We start from the raw sequence: 19782 nt of genomic DNA, 5'->3' as shown, positions 1-19782 counted from the left end.
TTCTATTTTGGATAATTGGTTTGTTTAGGTTCTTTAACAACCTGGTAACCGTAAGGAGTCGTAGAAACTGTTTTAACGGTTAGTGTTAACCGTTTTTGTTTTCTAGTTTCTCCATCTTTGACAGTCACAACGTAGGTTAGTTGATAAGTCTCATCTCTTGTTTGAGCCACTGATTCCAAAATGACCGATTGTAATTGGCCAAATGGGTGTTTGAGTTCCAGCTTTGGAGATACAAAATCATCTAACTTCCCTTGTTCTGAATAGTAATGTGGCAAGAAGTAGCGAATAAAAGTATCTAGCTTCCCTGTCTCTGTCTGAAGGCTTTTTAACTGTTTCACTTGTTGGCTCAGATTTGAGAGAGACTTTCCTTGTTTGACGGACAGACTTGTCGTAAAACCAGCAATCACAAGGCTCACTCCTAATCCAAGAAAAAGAAGTCCCTGCCAGAGACATTTTAAGAGAGAAAAGTGGCTTTTTTTCTTACCAGAGTTTGGTTCTGCGTCTGAGATTGGTTTTCTAAGCTCTTGTTTCTCATCCTGGTTTGATTCTTCTCTAGAACGTGTCCAAAAACGCTTCTGATTGGACTGAGATTTCTCTTGAGAAGGAGTTGGTCTGCTTTTTAGAAATAGACTATCTGCAATACCATCAAAAGGGAGATAGATATCCTCTTGATCAATCACAACTCCCTTTTTATCCAACTCTTCCACTAAAAGCATTCCCTCTGCTTCCTGATGCTTCACTTTGGCATTTTCACGTTCCAAGGCTTGATAAACTAAATCCTTGTTCTTATAAGTCGTTGTCGTGTCCAGTGTCAGATTAGTTAAACGGTACATGTTTCGTATCTCCTTTCAATTTTCCTTCCGCAAGAGCTTTTTCGATATCTGCCCATGTTAACTGGTGTTTCGCTAAATAATCTGAGCGTTCTTCATGTTTTGCCAAAATAATTTGCGTGTCAAGCTCTCTGATACGCTCTTCTTCTTTTTTGACTTTTGCCAGGTAATCCTCAAGTTTTCCTTGTGCTTTCGTCCGTTGTTTTTCTAACGTTTCTAATTTAGTCATGTGTGTTTTCTCCTTCAGTTGATTGGTTTGGATTGGGTTGATTCAGTGTTGGGATAGAAGCCTCTTGACTAGCATTCAAGGTGTCGACAATCAAAATTGGCTCAATATGGCTAATCAGGTATTTCTTATCTTGTTTGATATAGGTGATTCGAATGGTACTGCTTGATAAGACGTCTTTTTGGGTGTTGGTATAGTCATGCTTTTTTTGAAGCTGTGTTTGAGTATAATTGACTGTCGCCAGTGCCACATGGTTAACGTCATCAATATAAATCGTTGCGGATTTTAACTTTGTATCCACGACATAGCCTTTATAGGCTTGTGTGGCAGGTTCCTCTTCACTATTCACCTCTTGTTGGTAAGCAGCTTCTGTCATAAAAGGGAGGTAGCGATTACGGTTCTCTCCTAAATCCTTCTTCGTAAAGTAAGCTGCTAGAAAGTCCTTAACATAATCTGTTGTGACTTCTGAGCCTTCTATTTTTTTCATTTGTTTGGTTATTGTTTTTTCCTCTTTAGCTGCCTGATTACTTTTAGTTGATGCAAAACCAAACCAAAAGAGTAGCCCTAAAACGAGAATAACTGCAAGGCCAAGACCTATTAATTTTAATAATTTGAGTTTCTCTGTATCTAACATTTTCACATTTGTTTCCTTCTTTCAATTTTAATGGGGTATCGCAAAGCTATAGTAAGGTGCAAGACGGCACACTCGCCAATGGATTTGACTTTGATTACCTGCATAGTTACATTCTGAAACTAAAAAGGTGCCATCTGGATTAACCACTTCCACAACTCCTACGTGACCAAACTGTGGATAGGTGCCATCAAACCCTCCTAGTGTTGATACAATAGCTCCTTTGATAGGAATTGAACTATAGCGCCAACCTTTAGCAACCAAAGCATTAACCCAATTTTGACCATTTCCTAAAAAGCCAAAGCTCCCTGATAAATCTTTAATATTTCCTAGCTCTACGGAACGATTGTAGGCATACCAAGTACACTGACCAAATGGGTATCCCGATCCCGGTTGCGTCGTCATAGCTCTTTGCGTTGGTGGCTGATCCACTTTTGAACGATAGGCTTCAGGGAAATTCCAAGAAGAGGCTATAGAGCCACCACCTACTAATTGTTGAGTAAGAAAGGTGTGGATTTGTTTGGCATTGTTTTGGCGCTCTAAGAGCTTATCTCCTGCATTTCCTTCCCAGTTGCTAAGAAAACGTTTGATTAGTGTCGCCACATCATCTGTACTAGTTAAAATAGCTTTTAGGTTGGTTATATAGTAAGGACTATCTCCCTCTAACATAAAGTCCAGCTGCAGCTCTAAATCATACCACTTTTTATTCTTTGCTTTGGCATAGTTTAATAAGAGCGTATGCCTAGTTGAGCCATCCGCCGTATCTGTCCATTGACCTAGGCCAAGACCTCGATGGAGAATATTGGCATACCCTCCATTGTAAATAGCTGGACCTCCAAGTGCCAACCAAGCTTCATCATCCCAGGAAGACCCTGAAGCCCCAACTGGTGGATTAAGGTAATCTCCTTCAGCTCTTTTAGGATTGATATTGGATTCCGTCGCAAAGTTTCCCAGCATAGCTGCTAGGCCATTATCCGTCAGATTCGGTATTTTTTTCTTTAGGTAATCTTTGATCCCTCTTGCTTTTTGACCAAGATCTCCATCAAGCGTCGATAGAACCGATGTTGTCTGATTGTAAACGACAGACTGGAAGTAAAAACCTGGATTAACAGCGGTCCATTTGGCCTTTTTATCCTTAGTTTCCTTTTCTTCTAGTTTTTTGTATTGAATAGTCTGGTAACCATTGGTTGTCACCTTACCAATTTCATCGCCAGACGTGACTTCTAGGCCATCTGTGACACGAAGACTCCCAACTTTGTAGAAAGTAAAGATCGCTTCATCGGTCTGAATGGATAGCTTATCGTCTTTGATGCTCACCTTTCCAGATAAGGGTGCTCGCAGAACTTGACCGGTTACAGCTTTCAATTGTGTTTTTTCATAGATTTCCGTTGTCGACGTGTAACCAAAACGCTTCAGGATGGTCAAGGGATTGGCATAAGATGGGTCTTCGTCACTGTAAAAAGGATTGTCTAATTCCTGGTAAGAGGGATAGCGCCCCACCTCTTTTGTCAGTTCTATCAATTCCTTGTATTCTTCTAACTCGTCTTTAGTAAGCTTGGCCCATTTGAGAGGTGAAGAGGAGCCATAAAGGTCTGCCATTGTTTTAAGATTGTTAGGATCATCATTCAAATGATTCCAGAGATCATTAAGGGCATCCGAATAGTGGTTAAAGCCAAGATTCCCTGCTAATTCTCCTCCTATACCTTCTTTCCAATTACTGTCTGGATTCCACTCACTACCATAACGGTAATTCATGAAAAAGAGGATATCATAAATGTTGGTCCAGTAGTCCACCTTGTCATTCGATTTTTCGCGATCTCGTTTACTGACCTGAAGCCAAGAGCGATTGAGGTCAAACTCATCCTGTTGGACAGGACCACTACCACCTAAGATTCCCATAAAAAGAGCTAGGACCGCAAAGATAAGAAACATTAGGAAATAGGACTTAATAGCGAGAGGATTAGCTAAGATAGAGCTAAGGGGTTTTGAGACGATTTTCACCACCTTACTTGTTCCTTTAGCAACTCTTCCTGCCTTTGTCAGTGCTGCACGTTGTCTCACCTGTCGTATCTTTTTAGTGAGCTTTCCCTCCCAAGAAAATTCTTTTGGGGTTCTGGTATAGCCACGTCCACGGGTGAAGTTATAAGTACGATTTACTTGACCGTAGCTCTGTTTGATAGAATACTTTGCCAACTTCTCGCTAGCTCTGAGAGCACGCTTAGAAGCATTCTTTTGGTATTGAAACTGACGAATATCTTGTCTAGCTTTGACCCAATCTCCTAGAATATCGTTATCCCGCATAGTTCGCTCGACATCATGTCTTGCCTTCATTTTAGCGCCTTGTCTTGCTCGTCTTTTCATACAATTAGGAATATAAGTCTCATCCGCTTTTTTTGCTCGTTTATAGATGGTCTTTGCGACTTGTTTATTGAGCTTAACCTTAGCGGCTTCTTGCTTAAAGAAAAGGGCTCTAGCCGTCGGTTTAGGGCCTTGATGTAAGGCATAGTCTTTTTTAGCCAGTTTATAATCCTTTTTAGCTGTTTTGTATGCCACTTTAGAATCTAGTCGAGCTTCTTTAGGGACTTTCGTTTTATTAACTGTGACACCTTCTTTGATTCGTTGTCGCTTTTCGTGCCTAGCTTGTTTAGGGTCTGTCTCATACACGGACCATCACCTCACTTTCTTAACCATCTGTTGCGACCAGTTGGTAAAGCTTAGAGTCTTTCGGGATTGGATTTTCAAAGGGCACAATGGTAGTTCCTGCTACAATTAATCCTGTGCCCTTCGCCTTAGGTCTTAGGACAAAGCGCTCTAGAGAAGGTGTGAGTGGAGTTACTTGTGACAGTGCTTCTAAATCGGTACGTTTGAGTTTTAAAAGCACCATAAATTCACAGTTGGCGACAAGTTTTCGCCCTTCTTCAGTTGATAAGACAGTTTCAGGATTTTGTGTAATCCCTGTAGAGATAGCTCCGTACTTACGAATACGAGAATATAACTCAGTGAAGAAGGTAGCCTGGAGTTTATTTTTAAAGTAGAGTTGTAACTCATCAAAGTAAAGCCAAGTGTTTTTTTTCCCTTGGTGGTTGACCACTTGATTCCAGATATAGTCTTGAATAACAAGAAGGGCAAAGGGTTTGAGTTTCCCACTTAATTGCTTAAGGTTAAAAATAATGAAGCGATTCTCCATATTGACATTGGTCGGATGTGCAAAGATGTCATTGGATCCTCTCGTGTAGGGTTCTGCTTTTAAAGCCAGCAGTTGTGCAACATCTTCTGGCTGTTGTTCGAGAACGGTTTGCCAATCCTTAAAGGTAGGATGCGGATAAGCCTCATAGGTCTTTCTGGTCACACGGTCAATCATGGCGAACTCATCGTCCGACACCTCAGAGAAGATATTTTCAAAGAGGGTGGAGAGGAGGTTAGACTTTTGCCCAATCGGGTCGTTATCTTCCGCCTGAAGTTTTTCTTTATCTGGCAAGTCTAGCAGATTAAAATGATGGGGAGAACCTGGCGCAATGGTAATGATTTCTGCACCAAAGGCACGGCCAATCCCTGTATATTCGTCTTCAGCATCAATGATAATGATTTGATCTTCTGGATAGCGTAAAAGGTTTGGAATAATTTCTCCTGCCTTAGCTAGTACTGATTTCCCAGATCCAGGAATCCCAAAGATAACCCCTGAACCTGTATTTAAGTCCCGTTTACGGTCAACCGTTACTGCATTTTTAGAGAGTTGATTTTGACCATAATAAACGGCACGTGGGCTAGAGGAGCGTAAATCCACGTTGGTAAAGGGGATTTGTGTGGCTAAATTGCTGGTCGTCATATCCCGCATAAAACGACGTTTCACATTAATAAAGGGAATTCCAATTGGTAAAATCGTATTAAGAGCTTCTTCCTGATAAAGGTAACACTTGTCTAGTTCAACGGTATTCTTACGGACAGATCGTTGGACTTGTTCGGTATGATTATTGAGCTCTTCGAAACTATCTGCCAGTAGGTAGATGGCCATGACTCCTGAAAACATCTTCTGATCATTATCTTGAAGTTCTTCCGTCCACTTTTCAGTCTCCCTTGAGGTTTCCACCGCTTTACCTCCGACCACTAAGTCACTAGAAATCATGGCTTTTGCGGCAGCTTTTTGACTTTTAATCATTTCTCTACGGACACTAGATTGAACGGTTTTGATTTTCTTAATGGCTGCACCTGTATCATAAGGTTTAGCATGTAGGCTAATAGCCAGCTCAATTCCCGTATCTAGGATATTCTTAATCAGTTTGTCGTTCAAGAAGGTTGGGTATTGTCTAACATAGAGAACCCTCGCAAACGAATCATCAATTTGCATATAATCTTTTTCAAATTTCAAATAGTTAGGGGCAATAAAGTCCCTAGTAGATAAATCTGACAGGGCAATATCTTCATAGTTGAAATCTAAAAAAGTTTCTTTTCGTAGAAGCTTTCTAAAAACAAGCAAGCGTTCTAAACCATCCATCTCTCTAAATGAGATGCCCAAACCACTAAACTGGCTTTCAATAATGTTGGCCGTATCATCTAAGATACGACTGGCTTGAGGGGCTTGGTCTGATTGTGCCGTAATTGTTAAATATTTCTCCACTTTAAAGGTATTTTGGTCATGGGAGAAACGCTCCTTAATCATGGCATTATACTCATTACGGTAGTCATCATAACCATCTTCTGCAAGGTCATAACGAATAGCAGTTAGACTAGCTTTTTCCACTCTATGGTTAATGATAAGTAGCTGCAAATCATTATCAATATCTAACGAGTTGAAGATATCCGCATTGGTTTCAATGACATCAATCCGTTCATCATCTGTAGCAGTGATATAACTGGTATTTCCTAGACGATAAGTTTTGGAGTAAGTATCGTTTGTGATGGTCATCAGACCATCAGGTGTTAGACTTTGGTAGTTTAAGCTGTTTTGTGTGGATACGACCATGGTTCGTCGCAGACGTTTTGCCCGCTCTTTCTCAGCTTTAGAGCGTTTCGGGGTTTTCTTTCGGCCGAATAAAGTCATTTTTCGTCCTTTCCTTTCCGTCATAGTTGGTTTGATAAGTTCGTTCCTGTTTGGTTAAAAAAAAGCGAAGCTCATCTTTTATTTTTTCATCAATATGACACCCAAAAATAACAAAAGGCGCTAGTACCAAAAGACTAACGCCATAGAGGATAAAATTGGGTGTTTTAAACCAAAATAGAACCGAGATTACAAGTACCGTCAGTCCTATCCCAAAGAGCAGTATCCACTGCCTTAAGGTCATATAGCCTAGGAATGGCCGTTCATAGCTATCCAGGGCTTTTAAAAATTCACTGCCTAATCGTGTCATGCCTTCTCTCCCTGTTCATCGTTACTAGGATGGTAAGGTCTATAGAAGGTATCAACAATATCAGCTGACCGTAGAGCGGACTGCATGGCGGAACGAGCCAACTCTGAAGCGGCAATTGTTCTGACCTTCATCTCCCACAATTCCTCTTCTTTTTCCTTGATAAGTCCGTCCATCCACTCATTATCTTGCAGGAGTTCTTCTCTTCGTTTTTTCAATTGTTCTAAATTCATTTGATTATCCTTTCCATCAAAAAAAACAGTTCTTTTGGGAACCGTTTAACTTAGTATCTGTCGAATAAACGTTGCCACCACGTTCGATTCTTTAACATTTGGGTTTCTTCTTTAGCGACATCTCTTTCTTCACGTAAGTGTTGTGACTGCTCTGTTAATTGTTGGCAATCAGATTGGAGCTGTGCCTTTTCCTGCTTCAGGAACTCATTATCCTTTTCTAGCTTCTTGTAGTATTCTTCTTTTTCACAATAACGCCATAGGCGATCTTCAGCTTGCTCAATTTCTTCTCTCAGTTGGTTCACTTTTTCGTTTTTTTGACTAAAACAGTTTTCTAATTGTGTAATCTCTGCCTGAAGCTCCCGACACTGATCTTCATAAGATTTCAAAGTTTTATACTTCCTTTCATTGTCATCTAAAAATACGAGAGCTTTCAAATGGTATTTATCAAATGTCCCGTAAAGTTTATAATTTCTCTCTTGATAAACTTCTCTTACTTTCTCTGCAATTCCTCTGATTTGTTCTAAAGAAACAAATTCATCAGGAAGATAAATCTTTGTAGACTTAGGAAAGCGAGCTTTGGCTTCAAATAATGGTATTCCTTCCTTGGCTAGCTTTATCCGCTTCGTAGGAACTGGACGCTTTGTCTTATAAAATTCAATACCTAATTGACCATTTAAGCGGTAATATTCGGAATAGGGGAAAGTTTCGTCAATCTCAATCAATATCTTCAAATACTACCCGTTTCATCGGAAAGATTGCCTTCGGGAAAATAAAAGTCGTTTGATCATCATAGCCAATTTGAAATTTGTCAATAGACTTGAAGGCTTCAATAAAGGCATTGAGTTCTGATGAATACTCAAAGCTGCCTTCTGTTCCTTTTAGCGGACTTTCTTCTCCAGGATAGTAGGTAAAGTAAGGCTGACCTTGATAACGACCATCTTTTTTATTTCCACGCTTTGGGGCAACCTTTAAGCTGGTCTCAATATCAAAGAGACTTGCTTTCTCTTTAGGAGTTGTCTCTAGCTGTGCCCGTCCTTTTAACGCTAGCGCATCAAAAGCATTAACAATAACCTCTTCTCCAGAAGGTTTTCGCCATCTTGCATAAAATTTTGAAACAGCCATAAGCTACCTCCTTTATCATTTGACTTCATTATACCACAAAACAGCCCTCTAATTCACTTGCATAATATTCTTGGCCATACGTTGGCTACCAAACAATACAATGATATAGATGGTGCCTTTTCCAATAGCCATTAAAGCACTAACCCAAGAACCCTTGGTTGCGACCGTTAGGAGGTCATCTGTCACAATAGCAGGGTAAAGCATAATGACAATGACTAATATCAATCCCTGAAGGACAGCTGCGATATAGAGCTTGAAAAAACCAAAGCAAATGGGCCGAAGGCTCTCCATCATGTAACAGGCCACGACAATTTTTCCAATTCCTTTGTAGGTATAGAGGGTAAAGGAACGCAACAGAATCAATAGTTTAGTCGAGATTTGACCGATAAAGTCAACAACCCAATAAACAAACTGAAGCATTAGTTTAGCTCCAAAATTTAATCCTTTGAAGTCTGGAGTTTTGGCCTTATATGGATCTAAACCACTTTTAGCCACCATTTTGATAATGACATTAAAGAGCCAAGACAGACTATCAAAAATCTCATCCACATAGAGAATGAGAAAGAGGGCAATCACATATTTTAGAATTTCCTCAATCCAGAGTTGTAAGCTCAACTCCCCACCATTGCTTTTGAGCTGTTGGTTCCAGTTGAGAAGATTAATACCCATAAAGAGTAAGAGGAGTAAGATGGCAACTTTTTCCATAGAGTCTGAGACCGTCTCCATCAGCTGATAAGCCGTTGGATTATAATCTCTGAGACCCATGGTTAATTGGTCTAACGTGGATTGGTTCATGACCTCCACCTCCTTCTCTTACCCCATAGATGACAGTCCTGCGGCAAGGGCTGAAAAGAGGGTTTTCAGAACTCCTCCAAGAAGGGCTCCTAAGATTACACTTTGAATTCCCTTATCCTTCTTATCGTCCAATTCTCGACGAATCCCAATAGCTAAATCCCAAGCACCCCATGCGGCCCAACCAAGACCAACCAGAGCACCAATTGTTCCGATTTGGTTCACAAAATTAACAACTGTTTGCATATAGAGCTTTCTCACTTTCTGTTTTTCTAAAAAATAAAAGACACCAAGATTATCTTAGTGTCTGTATATATATTATGTTTTATGAGGATTAGATCTCATCTGAATAAAAGGTTAGAGAGAGGGCAGTAATGATAGCTAAGACAACGATAATGGTCGTTTCCCACCAGTAATAGATGGGGACGCCATGAGGAAATGTCCAATCATGAAACCATGTTTCTACACCAACAGGAGCACTTCCTTCTTTTGTCAGAAAAGCATAGTAACAAATAACTGCAAAGCCAACAACCACTTTAAACACGAACCAACCAATGGCTGTAGCAATCAAACTTTTGATTAAGTTTAGGATAAAGAGAAGCAAGAAGACAGGAGTTATTGCCACTTTGATTAACAAACTCGGTAGGTTCTTCAGACCAGCTAAAAGAGCTTTTCCAAGCCACTGTATCCCTTTCCTCCATTTATTTGCTTTAGGGGCTTGTGGAGTCTCTGTAGCCCTTTGACGTGGGGTGTAATATTTATAGCCACTTTTTGTCACGCGTACATTCATTTTCGCGTCCTTTCTCATTTCCTTCCCCTCTCTTTTATTGGTTTTATTATAGCATAAAACCAATGGGAAAACTAGTCTTCCTTACGTTTACGAGCACCTACCAAGCCAAGAGCCGATAAGATAAGTCCTCCAACAACACTTAGTGCTGAACTAGCTTCACCTGTTGAAGGAAAGACAGCACCTGGTTGTACGGGTGTCTTTGGAGCTGGTGGTGTTGGAGTTGTCGTCATCTTGTAATAGTGTACGTCAACTTCCACAGGTGTAGGAGCTTCTGGTGCTTCAGGAGCTGTCACTGTGACTTTTTCAACAGTTACAGTAGGTGGAATTGGTTTTTCACCTGCTTTAGGAGCTCCAACTATCGCTTTCTTCACAGCCACAGTGATTGGGTTTGGTGCTTGAGGAGCCTCTGGAACCGCTACGTCTGTTTTGGTGACTTCCAAGCTTGGTTTCTTAGGCTCTTTTGGAACTTCAGAAGCTACACCAAAGATACCTGCTACAATGGATGTATTGATGTAACCCGGTAAATAATGACTACCGCTGAAGGTAACTTTTCGAGCTGTATCAAAGTTAAACTGCACCCCATTGGAGTCAATCTTACCACCTGATGCTTGTGAAACATCACCAGCGCCAGCAGAATAGCTATTGCCTGATTGTTGGATATTACGTCCCTTAACTAATTTTGAACCATCAAGACCAGTCATACTAACGGTTTGTTGGTTATCAATATCATTAAAGGTAATCGTTGACACTTCTTTACTAGTTGAGACTTCATAATCATATGACTTGACATTAGCTAAGATAGCTCCTGTAAATCCTGTTGAGCCACTTCCAGTTGCACCTTCACCTGCTCCACCTGTTACCGTACCATGCGTTGTCGCAAAGACACCCCAAGCAATACCACCGTCTTTAGCTCCCCAAACAGCTAGATAAGTATTTTCCGCTGTCCATGCCTTGATGTTACTAATTTTGAGTGTTACATCACCATTAGTGGTATTTTTGATAATAACAGTTCCTGAACCATTGATTTTAAAGAGGTTATCAAATTTTGCATCCGTATTTTGGTTATGGTCTAGGGATTGGATAGCATCCGCCGCTGCTGTTTTAAGATTTCCCCAAGAAACAGCTGGTTCATTCCCTGTCATCTTTTGAGCTGTGCCAGCAACGACACTTGTATTCCCAGCCCACTTGATACCTGACTGCGTTCCTTTACCAGCTTTATAATCCGCAAGTTCTTTCAAGTAGGCTTCCAGTTTTGCCTTAGCATCGTTAGTAGAGTTATCTTCTTTACCGACGGCATCCGCAACTGCTTTTTTATATTTTGCAATATTTTCTACACTTGCTCTTACAAGAGCATCGCCTTCCAATCCTGATACTGGCGCATAGGTAGGACTAGTGGTTGCCGATTTTGTCATAATGGCAACACCGTTCTTTTTAGCTAGATCAACAACTTGATTTTGACGACCGTTAGCCAATTCTAAATCAGCCACTCCTGCCGATTTGGCATCTTTGTGAGCTGTATTGACTTGAGTGTAAGCTTTTTGATTCGCCTGATAAAGAGCTAGAGCATGTTTCAAGTCCTCAACTGATTTGTTTTGGATAGTCATTCCTGCTTCAATGGCTTCTTTGTACAAGGTGACATTTTCAGCCATCACTTTACGAAGTGCATCTCCTGTTAGACCTTTAGTATCTTTGTAGTTTGGTGTTTTGTCTATAGTCGATTCTGTAACGAGTAAGCCTGCTTTCTTAGCTTGTTCCATGAGTTGGTCTACTTCTTTGGTTGAAGCAGATAGGCTAGATTGACCGTCTTTTATAGCCTTTTCACGGTTTGCATTTGTTTCTTCATAAGCTTTTTGATTAGCCTTATAAAGTGCCAATGCTTGTTTCAAATCATCTATAGACTTAGCTTGAATTGTCAAGCCTAATTCAACAGCTTCACGGTAAAGCTCAAGGTTTTCTGCCATTGCTTTACGAAGGGCATCAGCTGTTAAACCTTTAGTATCTTTGTAATCTGGTACATGGTCCGTAATGCGTTCTGTCACAAGTAAGCCTGATTTTTTAGCTTGCTCCATGAGTTTATCTACTTCCGCAGTAGACACATCCAATGCCTCTTGTCCCATTTGTACAGTTACTTCATGTTCATCACGAGTTTCCTCATAGGCTTTTTGATTATCTTCTTGTTTGGCTTGTGCTTCTTTCACTGTCTGATCCTGTTTATTCAGGTCAGCTAGAACTGCAGAAGTCTTTTCAGAAACGTTTCCATCATTGATAACGACTTCTCTTGTGTCGCCTTCTTTAACAACAACCCCTGTCTCTTTAGCAGAAGAAACACTATCTTTCAGAGTTGGTTGCGCTCCATTTACTGCATTAACAGCCTGTTCTTGTGTGGTATTGACTGGAACAGCTGTTGGAATGTCACTTTTCACTTCTGGTTGTACTTGAACTAGTGTAGTTTCAGGAGTAGCAACTTTAGGGACTGCTGGATCAACCACTTCTGTAGCTAGCTGTGCTAGAGCGGCGGTTGTCTCATCAGCGGAAACATTGGCTGCCCCCATCAAGACTGTAGCAGCTGCTAGAGCAATACCATATTTAGCCAATAGGGCTGAATGTGTTCCTGTTTTGAATTTACGGATTGAGAAAGTTTGTTTCGTTTCTTGATTCATGTGAATCTCCTTCATTTTTTAATCTAGTTTAATGACGTTTCTGTCATCAGTAGTTTTTGATTAGACTTGTTTTTTACGGAAAACGTATCCTACAACAGTTAATAGTGCTACACCAAGGAATGACAAGAGAGACTGTGCTTCCCCAGTGTGTGGCAAGGTTGCTTTTTTACCGTCTGCCTTTGTGACTGAAATTGTTTTGTCTGCATTAGTAACAGCCCCAACAGCTTCAGGAGTGACTAAAGAACCATCACTTAGCTTCACTAGACCATTTTCAGTGCTGACAATTTTAACGCCTGTGTTGGTTTGAATGGGTGCTTCTGCCGAAACATTTTGAACGACTTGACCAGTAACGCTGGAAGTTGTATCAACTTGTGATTTGCCAGTTTGGTTAGCCTGGTCTGTTGTTTGAATCTCCTCTTTTGGTTTATTGTCTGTATCGTCCCTCCCTTGAGGAGCTGGAGTAGGTTTATCTTTTTCGTTTTCAGCTGGAGAAACTTCCGAATTTGAAGGACGATCGCTTTCTTGCGGTGGCATTGTAGTGCCTGGTGAGGTTACTCCGTCCTGACTATCAGTGTTTGAATTTGGTGTTTCTACCTCAGTAGAAGGTTGTGTAGGATCTACTGGTGAGACTGGTTCTGATGTATCAACTGGGGGTGTTGGGGTTGATACTTCAGGAACAGTTGTTTCAGGAGCTACTACTTCCATTGAGGGAGTTGTGGGATCTACTGGAACAACTTCATCTGCAGAAATAAGCCCAGCTTGAGCTAAGGCAAGGGTTGATACCCCTAGCGCAACAATAAATTGTTTCTTTTTCATGTTAGATACCTTTCTTTTTCTGTAATTGACGAGAGTTAGGTTGATAACCTTTCCCAGTTAAACGAAATTCAGACTTAGAAGAACTTCTAACTCCTCTGGCTACAATATGACCAGAACTTTTGATTGTACGAATACCGTCATAAATGCATTTTTAGTTCAGGTCAAATTTATATTAGAACCTGTTCCAAATGACGTTGAAACTTCTTGCTAGAGTTCTTCAAGCTTTTTAAGAACTTTGGCTTTTTCCTCTTGTGGTAAGTAAAAAATAGCTTTGGAAACTGCAATAACTTTATCTTCTGAGCTGTTTCCAAGTAAGTTGACTAATGAAATCTCATCTTGTAACATGTTTTTACCTCTTTTAGTTATCTAGTATCATCAAGTTAATCACCATCAGTCCAATTCCTAGACAAATGACATTTTTTTCAAATATATGTATCCCAACTAGTTGCCAAAACGGCAATAGATTCTGTTCCCAATTATGTTGGAATAGAACAATTAGAATAGAAACTATAAGGATAGGCAAGCCTATAAGCACTATTAAATGAATTAGAATACGAACCAACTGACGAAACAAACCAATAAGTCTATATTAATCGTCTGAAGTCGTTTGTTCTTCAATCACAGAATATAACTTAGTATTATCTTTAACTATCATTATTTTCTTCCTCAATTCCACTTGAATACCTTAATTCAGCTTGTCTATGGGCTATGATTTTAGCTTCTAAACGACGCTCCTCTTTTAGATTTTCAAGCATCTTCATGAGATAAGCTAAAGGATGTTCGCAGTCATAAGGCATTCGCTCAATCATATCAATCACTTCATGACTAGTAATATACTCTTGAGTCAAATACTGCCCAATCTGCATTTTCTGTTGATGAGTTAGACTATAGTTTTGAGATTTTCCTGTAAAGAGATCAACTTGACAAAACTTCCCGTTATACCTGTCTGCAATTACTTGTAAAAGAGAATAATATTTAGGTGGGACATAAGTAACAAATTTTTCTTGTGGAAATGTCTCATAAGTTTTAGCCGGCTGAGGCAATTCGTCGTTTTAGCAATCCCTAATAATTAAAAATCGTATAAAGTGATGCAGAGAATTAATCAGAAAGAGAAATAAATCAAAAAATAATGTTCTCTCCTCTTATAGTTACTAATAAACATGAGATAGAAGACGACAGTAAAACTAATGTTAAAAACAATCAATGGACTCGTTTATTACTCATAAAATCACATAGCCATCTAAATCAATAACATCAAAGATATCTAGAATATCGATATCCATAACTATTCTAAATTCTTTGATAGCTATCTATTTGTACTTTCACTAATTTTAAGTAACGAAAAAAGAGGACGAATTCCTCGTACTCTTGAACCATAAAGTATTTATTTTTGTGTTTTTCGAAACTTTAGACACTTACCTCATTTCTTTAGAGACATTGCTATTGCCTAAGCTAGAGTATTGTACTTGTAAAAAATCTTTAAATTAACTTTTTTCGTCGCTTCAACTCTTCAAAAGGTAAGATTATTTCTTCCACAATTAAGATTTTTCAACTAATTTTCCAACTCACTCAAAAGATTATTCTTAAATATATTTTCCTTCCATTCACGTGGTAAGAAGTTCCGTGCTTGTTCCAAGGTCATATCGGGATAAACCTTATTTAGGACTACTACAATGGGTAACCGAAGATATTGGTAAGGTTGGCTCACAATTAAAGTAACTAACTCACTCAACTTCATGTACTTCTGACTCTTGTAACGCTTTAAAGATGGTGATAAAAGATCAAAACAATCATTTGTTTTGGCAAAGAGTGCTAAGACTTCCTCACGAGTTAACTGACTTACATCCTTACAGCTATAGGTAACCCCATGGGATTCACAAAAACTTCTCAGACTTTGATTCCGACTGGTATTTTTCCCTACATAAATCACTAACATGGTATTCCTCCTCTTGTATCGACAAATCATTCATTAACTCTGGCTTAAGATAATCAACTATCTTGCTCATATCAATGGGAACCATCCCCTCCCCATAACATTTTACGGTAATCAGACTAGTAATGATCTCTAATTTACCTTGATAAGTATAACCCTGTCCATAGGTGCGAAAAGCAAGATGGTTATCATCTGTCAAAAAAATGTCGACGCCATTCTTCAAATCTTGTTGTTCAATCACATCTTGGTAATAACTCAAACTAGTTTCAATAGTTCGAGGAGGATATTTTCTACTATGATAACTATCCTCATAAATGATCGTAATAGTACAATCATAATTAGGCAAAACCTCAATCACTTCCACAAGTCTTTCGGTTTCTGCCTGATGAATGCCCTCCTCTAACTCAGAGCAGTCTAAAATACTTCGGTTATGTAATAATTTCATGATCATCTTCCTCAATCTTTCTCAATCGTTTAGCAATGGCTTCAATGACTGTGACAGTCACGCTATTGCCGGCTTGTTTATATAATTGGCTTTTACTTGACACATCTCTAGCTCTCTCAAAAGCCCAATCAGGAAACCCTTGGAGTCTAAAACATTCTTTAGGGGTTAAACGTCGAATTCTCAATCGGTAGAGCTTATCATCAATGAGAATCCCTGTTACCTCATACCACTTGTCCTTTCGGTACTCAAGGGCTCCCACGACAACCCCCATAGCATTTGAGGTAGTTAGGGTGTTAGCAATGCCTTTTCCTACTCGTCCTCTCCTCTGAGTTGACTGAGGATAAGACAAGTTGACCGAATCTCCGAGTCTTGCCTTAGCATAGCCAAGTTTCGTGGCTTCTTTGATTTTCAAGTGTGCCCCATCAGCAACCATCAACAGCTTAGGCACCTTGTCTCCTCCCTGCATGGTGGTGAGCGTCGGTGCAAGTCCTGAGACATCATAAACCCGCCCCGTCTGAACAAAGGAACTTGGTAAAGTCCCAGCAACAACCACTCCATGGCGATCTTGAGCAGTCAATGTAAACATCTCCTCCTCGTTGTCCTTAAAGCGTCTGCCATTTTGACGCTTTTCTTGTCTATCTGGTGTTAGGACTGGTATAGCAACCTTAGCCCCTTCACCCTTACCTTTTGTCAGCGTCGGAGCTAGTCCCCTTGATAAATAGACTTGCCCACTCATGCCCTTTCCAGACGGGTTAACGTTACCTAGTCCTTCAAGATGAGTTGGTCTGCCTTCTCGTCTGAGAGGAAATAGGAATCGGGAACGGTATCTTCTAGAATGTCCGATAATAAAGACCCGCTCTCGGTTTTGGGGCACTTGGAAATCCTTACTGTTAAGGACTTGCCATTCGACATCATACCCCAGCTCATCCAGCGTGGCGAGGATTGTTCCAAACGTCCGGCCCTGGTCGTGATTGAGTAAGCCTTTGACGTTCTCCAAGAATAAAAAACGTGGTTGGATTTGTTTGGCCGCTCGAGCAATCTCAAAAAAGAGAGTCCCTCTAGTGTCTTCAAATCCCAATCGACGTCCTGCGAGTGAAAATGCTTGGCAAGGAAATCCCCCGCAGATGATGTCCACTTGCCCTCTAATTTGTCTAAAGTCTTGGTCGGTGACTTGTCTAATGTCATGAAACTCTAGTTCTCCTTCCGTATCAAATATGGCCTTGTAAGAGTTTCTCGCAAACTTATCAATCTCACAAAAGCCAACACACTCATGTCCTTGGCGCTCTAGGCCTAGCCTAAAGCCACCAATTCCTGCAAATAGATCTAAAAATTTCATTGATCCTCACTTTCTAAAACAAAAAAGGCATTACTTCTGTAACACCTCCTCAAATATGATCATTCATCTCTGGCGTACGCTTCACCTCAATCAACATCCAGATAAGAGATACACCCCAAAATCCTAACAGTATCCACCAAATCATCTTACACACCTCCTTTAGCTTCTTGTCGTCGCAACAATTTGGTCCATTCGGATAAGACACCGTTAAAAACATATTCTGCAATAGCTTCGGCTGTCCTTGCGAACCGCATGTTTTCCAGCGCATAAACGTAGCGTTCTTCAAAATAACTCATGCCTAAGTCACTGGCAGCTTGTGATAAGCCACCTTCACGTAATTGGGAATGGACCAAGCCCCAAATATAATCTTTATCGTATTTCGTTACCTGATCAACTTGACGAATAAAGTGACCCTCAGTCTTTTTCTCACTGGTGCACTCCTTTCTTTCCTCCTCATCCTCAATGACTAAATCACTACCTTTAGTCTCACTCCCTTCAGTCTCACTAGAGGCTGAATTTAACACGGGGCTGGTCTGTTTTTGAGACTGGCCCCGTGATTTTTTAAGACTACCCTCATCTGATTTTGACACTAGGGGGCTGTCAAATATTAATTCCCCTAGATAAATCTTATTAGCCAGTCGTCCTTTTTCGCTTGATGACTGTTGGACTTCATCAATGAGACCATACTCCCTCAAGGTCTTTTTAATACTTAATAACTTTGATTTAGAGCAGCCTAGTAGCTCCATCAACTTGCCATTAGAATAAATCAGATAGATAGCACCATCTTCATCAATCCAGCCTTTACTCAAGGATAACTCTAACCGATCCTTAAGGACTGCATAAGCCACTTTGACTTCCAACTTCATATCCTTATAGCGTTCACTCTCAAACAAGAGTTTGGGGAGCTTATAATAACGTTCTGATGTCTGATAGTGATTAGCTGTAATGCGTTTCATGGTCTTCCTCCAAATCTAAAATCTTTACTCGTCCATCTTGATCAAATTGTATCAAACCTGACTCTTCCAACTCATAAACCAACTGCTCTACTTCATCTAAAGTAATCTTCATATCAGAAATGAGATGATACATTACCAGTCGACGAGCTATATCAATTTTATTTTGCATGCTATATCCTGAAAATAAAAAAAGGGATAGAACTGATTATGTTCTATCCCCATATAAATGACAAAAATAAAAATCCTGCCAAGAAATATTTGGCAGGATTTTTGGCAGGAAACCAAATCAATTTATCAGTTTCTTTAAATCGCTATAAGCTATAAAAGACTGGTAAATCGGGATTCCCCTCTCAAATTGCTATGTGCTTCTTATTTAAGTGTGATTGTTGCTCCAGCTTCTTCAAGTTTAGCTTTAAGTTCTTCAGCTTCAGCTGCAGAAACGCCTTCTTTAACGTTAGCAGGTGCTCCGTCAACAAGACCTTTAGCTTCTTTAAGACCAAGTCCAGTGATTTCACGTACAGCTTTGATAACGCCAACTTTTTTGTCGCCAGCAGAAGTCAATTCTACGTCAAATGAATCTTTAGCAGCTTCTTCAGCACCACCAGCAGCTGCTGCAGCTACAGGAGCAGCTGCAGTTACGCCAAATTCTTCTTCGATAGCTTTTACAAGGTCGTTCAATTCAAGGATTGAAGCTTCTTTAATTTCAGCAATAATGTTTTCAATGTTTAATGCCATTGTTATTTCCTCCAAATATTTAAATATAATGTAATTGTAGTTTTAAACTACTGTTTAACGCATTAAGCTGCGTCTTCTTTACTTTCTGCAACTGCTTTAACAGCATATGCAACGTTGCGAACTGGTGCTTGAAGTACTGAAAGGAGCATAGAAAGCATACCTTCGCGGTTTGGCAATGTAGCAAGTGCTTGGATTTCTTCTTTAGAAGAAACAGCGCCTTCAATTGCACCACCTTTGATTTCAAGGGCGTCAGCAGTTTTAGCAAAGTCGTTGATGATTTTAGCAGGTGCAATAACATCTTCATTTGAAAATGCGATAGCTGAAGGTCCTACGAAAATATCTTTCATATCACCAAGTCCTGCTTGCTCAGCTGCACGAGACAAAATTGAATTTTTGATAACTTTAAATTCAACGCCACTTTCACGTAGTGAACGACGTAGAACTGTATCTTGCTCAACAGTAAGTCCACGTGAATCAACAACTACGATACTTGCTGCATTTTTCATTTTTTCAGCAACAATTTCAACTTGTTCAGCTTTTTTAGCAATAATTGCTTCACTCATTAGTTTTACCTCCGTAATTATTTTGTATGGTTAGGCACAAAAAAATCGCACCTAAACCCAGACACGAAAGTACAAATACGTTATTTCAGAATATCGTTTTGTGCCTCGGTAGGAATCTTATGAGCACTGCTCCCCTACTGTCTTAGGTCAGTTTTTTTCAAAACCTTAATTAGTATATCGTATCCCATACCTTCTGTCAATACTTATTATCACTTTTTTTACTTATTTTTCAAGAATAAAAGAAAGGGAAAGTTCTAAAATGAAGTTAGCCACTTAAGTGTATAAAAAAACATCTCAAAGAGATATAATTGTAATCTACGACAACCACAATTAGAAGGACTCTGAGATGCAAGACTATTATACACCAAAAGG

The 19782-nt window shown here is 39.8% G+C and carries 21 protein-coding genes, 2 pseudogenes and 1 other annotated feature; all 23 genes and pseudogenes read right to left on the bottom strand.

Annotated elements, in window-relative coordinates; genetic code table 11:
• Window positions 1–2 precede the first annotated feature (2 nt).
• The gene (locus ACVRZD_RS09825) at window positions 3–833 is read right to left on the bottom strand and encodes a hypothetical protein (RefSeq protein ID WP_037627146.1); all 831 of its coding nucleotides are present in this window, start codon (window positions 831–833) and stop codon (window positions 3–5) included.
• Window positions 817–1059 (bottom strand): type III restriction enzyme, encoded by a 243-nt coding sequence (locus tag ACVRZD_RS09820; RefSeq protein WP_037627144.1) that lies wholly within the window; start codon window positions 1057–1059, stop codon window positions 817–819. The genes ACVRZD_RS09825 and ACVRZD_RS09820 overlap by 17 nt, the downstream gene beginning before the upstream one ends.
• Complete coding sequence (locus ACVRZD_RS09815) at window positions 1052–1690, bottom strand: hypothetical protein (RefSeq protein WP_198777495.1); 639 nt, start codon at window positions 1688–1690, stop codon at window positions 1052–1054. The genes ACVRZD_RS09820 and ACVRZD_RS09815 overlap by 8 nt, the downstream gene beginning before the upstream one ends.
• Before the next feature lie 27 nt (window positions 1691–1717).
• Window positions 1718–4351: a phage tail tip lysozyme gene (locus ACVRZD_RS09810; protein WP_037627139.1), complete on the bottom strand. Its 2634-nt coding sequence runs from the start codon at window positions 4349–4351 to the stop codon at window positions 1718–1720.
• A gap of 19 nt (window positions 4352–4370) precedes the next feature.
• A complete protein-coding gene (locus ACVRZD_RS09805) occupies window positions 4371–6725 on the bottom strand; it encodes a VirB4-like conjugal transfer ATPase, CD1110 family (protein WP_037627137.1) in 2355 nt (784 codons plus the stop codon).
• Complete coding sequence (locus tag ACVRZD_RS09800) at window positions 6685–7032, bottom strand: PrgI family protein (RefSeq protein ID WP_037627136.1); 348 nt, start codon at window positions 7030–7032, stop codon at window positions 6685–6687. The genes ACVRZD_RS09805 and ACVRZD_RS09800 overlap by 41 nt, the downstream gene beginning before the upstream one ends.
• Complete coding sequence (locus ACVRZD_RS09795) at window positions 7029–7205, bottom strand: hypothetical protein (protein WP_447450462.1); 177 nt, start codon at window positions 7203–7205, stop codon at window positions 7029–7031. Before ACVRZD_RS09795 ends, ACVRZD_RS09800 begins: the two co-directional genes overlap by 4 nt.
• A 107-nt stretch (window positions 7206–7312) precedes the next feature.
• Complete coding sequence (locus tag ACVRZD_RS09790; protein WP_447450461.1) at window positions 7313–7984, bottom strand: hypothetical protein; 672 nt, start codon at window positions 7982–7984, stop codon at window positions 7313–7315.
• Complete coding sequence (locus ACVRZD_RS09785; RefSeq protein ID WP_230588971.1) at window positions 7977–8384, bottom strand: hypothetical protein; 408 nt, start codon at window positions 8382–8384, stop codon at window positions 7977–7979. Before ACVRZD_RS09785 ends, ACVRZD_RS09790 begins: the two co-directional genes overlap by 8 nt.
• A 48-nt stretch (window positions 8385–8432) precedes the next feature.
• Window positions 8433–9179, bottom strand: coding sequence for a hypothetical protein (locus tag ACVRZD_RS09780; protein ID WP_037627132.1), 747 nt, complete (start codon window positions 9177–9179; stop codon window positions 8433–8435).
• Window positions 9180–9197: 18 nt separating this feature from the next.
• On the bottom strand, window positions 9198–9422 hold the full coding sequence (locus tag ACVRZD_RS09775) for a hypothetical protein (RefSeq protein ID WP_037627130.1): 225 nt from the start codon (window positions 9420–9422) through the stop codon (window positions 9198–9200).
• A gap of 88 nt (window positions 9423–9510) precedes the next feature.
• Complete coding sequence (locus ACVRZD_RS09770) at window positions 9511–9984, bottom strand: hypothetical protein (protein WP_037627128.1); 474 nt, start codon at window positions 9982–9984, stop codon at window positions 9511–9513.
• Window positions 9985–10037: 53 nt separating this feature from the next.
• On the bottom strand, window positions 10038–12626 hold the full coding sequence (locus tag ACVRZD_RS09765) for a YSIRK-type signal peptide-containing protein (protein ID WP_447450460.1): 2589 nt from the start codon (window positions 12624–12626) through the stop codon (window positions 10038–10040).
• A 60-nt stretch (window positions 12627–12686) separates the two neighbouring features.
• Window positions 12687–13442, bottom strand: coding sequence for an LPXTG cell wall anchor domain-containing protein (locus tag ACVRZD_RS09760; protein WP_037627126.1), 756 nt, complete (start codon window positions 13440–13442; stop codon window positions 12687–12689).
• A 207-nt stretch (window positions 13443–13649) separates the two neighbouring features.
• Window positions 13650–13787: a hypothetical protein gene (locus ACVRZD_RS09755; protein WP_198777493.1), complete on the bottom strand. Its 138-nt coding sequence runs from the start codon at window positions 13785–13787 to the stop codon at window positions 13650–13652.
• A 299-nt stretch (window positions 13788–14086) separates the two neighbouring features.
• Window positions 14087–14494: pseudogene (locus ACVRZD_RS09750) on the bottom strand (hypothetical protein); the annotation flags it as partial.
• 500 nt (window positions 14495–14994) lie between these two features.
• Window positions 14995–15378, bottom strand: a complete 384-nt coding sequence (locus tag ACVRZD_RS09745) for a thioredoxin domain-containing protein (protein ID WP_037627123.1) — start codon at window positions 15376–15378, stop codon at window positions 14995–14997.
• Window positions 15379–15394: 16 nt separating this feature from the next.
• A pseudogene (locus ACVRZD_RS09740) lies at window positions 15395–15820 on the bottom strand (hypothetical protein); the annotation flags it as partial.
• Entirely contained in the window at window positions 15804–17156 is a 1353-nt protein-coding gene (gene dcm, locus ACVRZD_RS09735; protein WP_037627121.1) for a DNA (cytosine-5-)-methyltransferase, read from the bottom strand. The pseudogene ACVRZD_RS09740 and the gene dcm, both read right to left, overlap by 17 nt.
• Window positions 17157–17302: 146 nt before the next feature.
• Window positions 17303–18112, bottom strand: a complete 810-nt coding sequence (locus ACVRZD_RS09730) for a replication initiator protein A (protein WP_037627119.1) — start codon at window positions 18110–18112, stop codon at window positions 17303–17305.
• Entirely contained in the window at window positions 18093–18281 is a 189-nt protein-coding gene (locus tag ACVRZD_RS09725) for a hypothetical protein (protein ID WP_037627117.1), read from the bottom strand. The genes ACVRZD_RS09730 and ACVRZD_RS09725 overlap by 20 nt, the downstream gene beginning before the upstream one ends.
• A gap of 200 nt (window positions 18282–18481) precedes the next feature.
• On the bottom strand, window positions 18482–18847 hold the full coding sequence (gene rplL, locus ACVRZD_RS09720) for a 50S ribosomal protein L7/L12 (protein ID WP_003099800.1): 366 nt from the start codon (window positions 18845–18847) through the stop codon (window positions 18482–18484).
• Window positions 18848–18909: 62 nt separating this feature from the next.
• Window positions 18910–19410 (bottom strand): 50S ribosomal protein L10, encoded by a 501-nt coding sequence (rplJ, locus tag ACVRZD_RS09715; RefSeq protein WP_447450459.1) that lies wholly within the window; start codon window positions 19408–19410, stop codon window positions 18910–18912.
• Window positions 19411–19440: 30 nt separating this feature from the next.
• Window positions 19441–19575: a sequence feature (ribosomal protein L10 leader region), on the bottom strand.
• Window positions 19576–19782 lie beyond the last annotated feature (207 nt).

Source organism: Streptococcus hongkongensis, from assembly GCF_053206145.1.
Note: the sequence above shows the minus strand (reverse complement) of the source record. Positions and strands in the feature narration are given on the sequence as shown.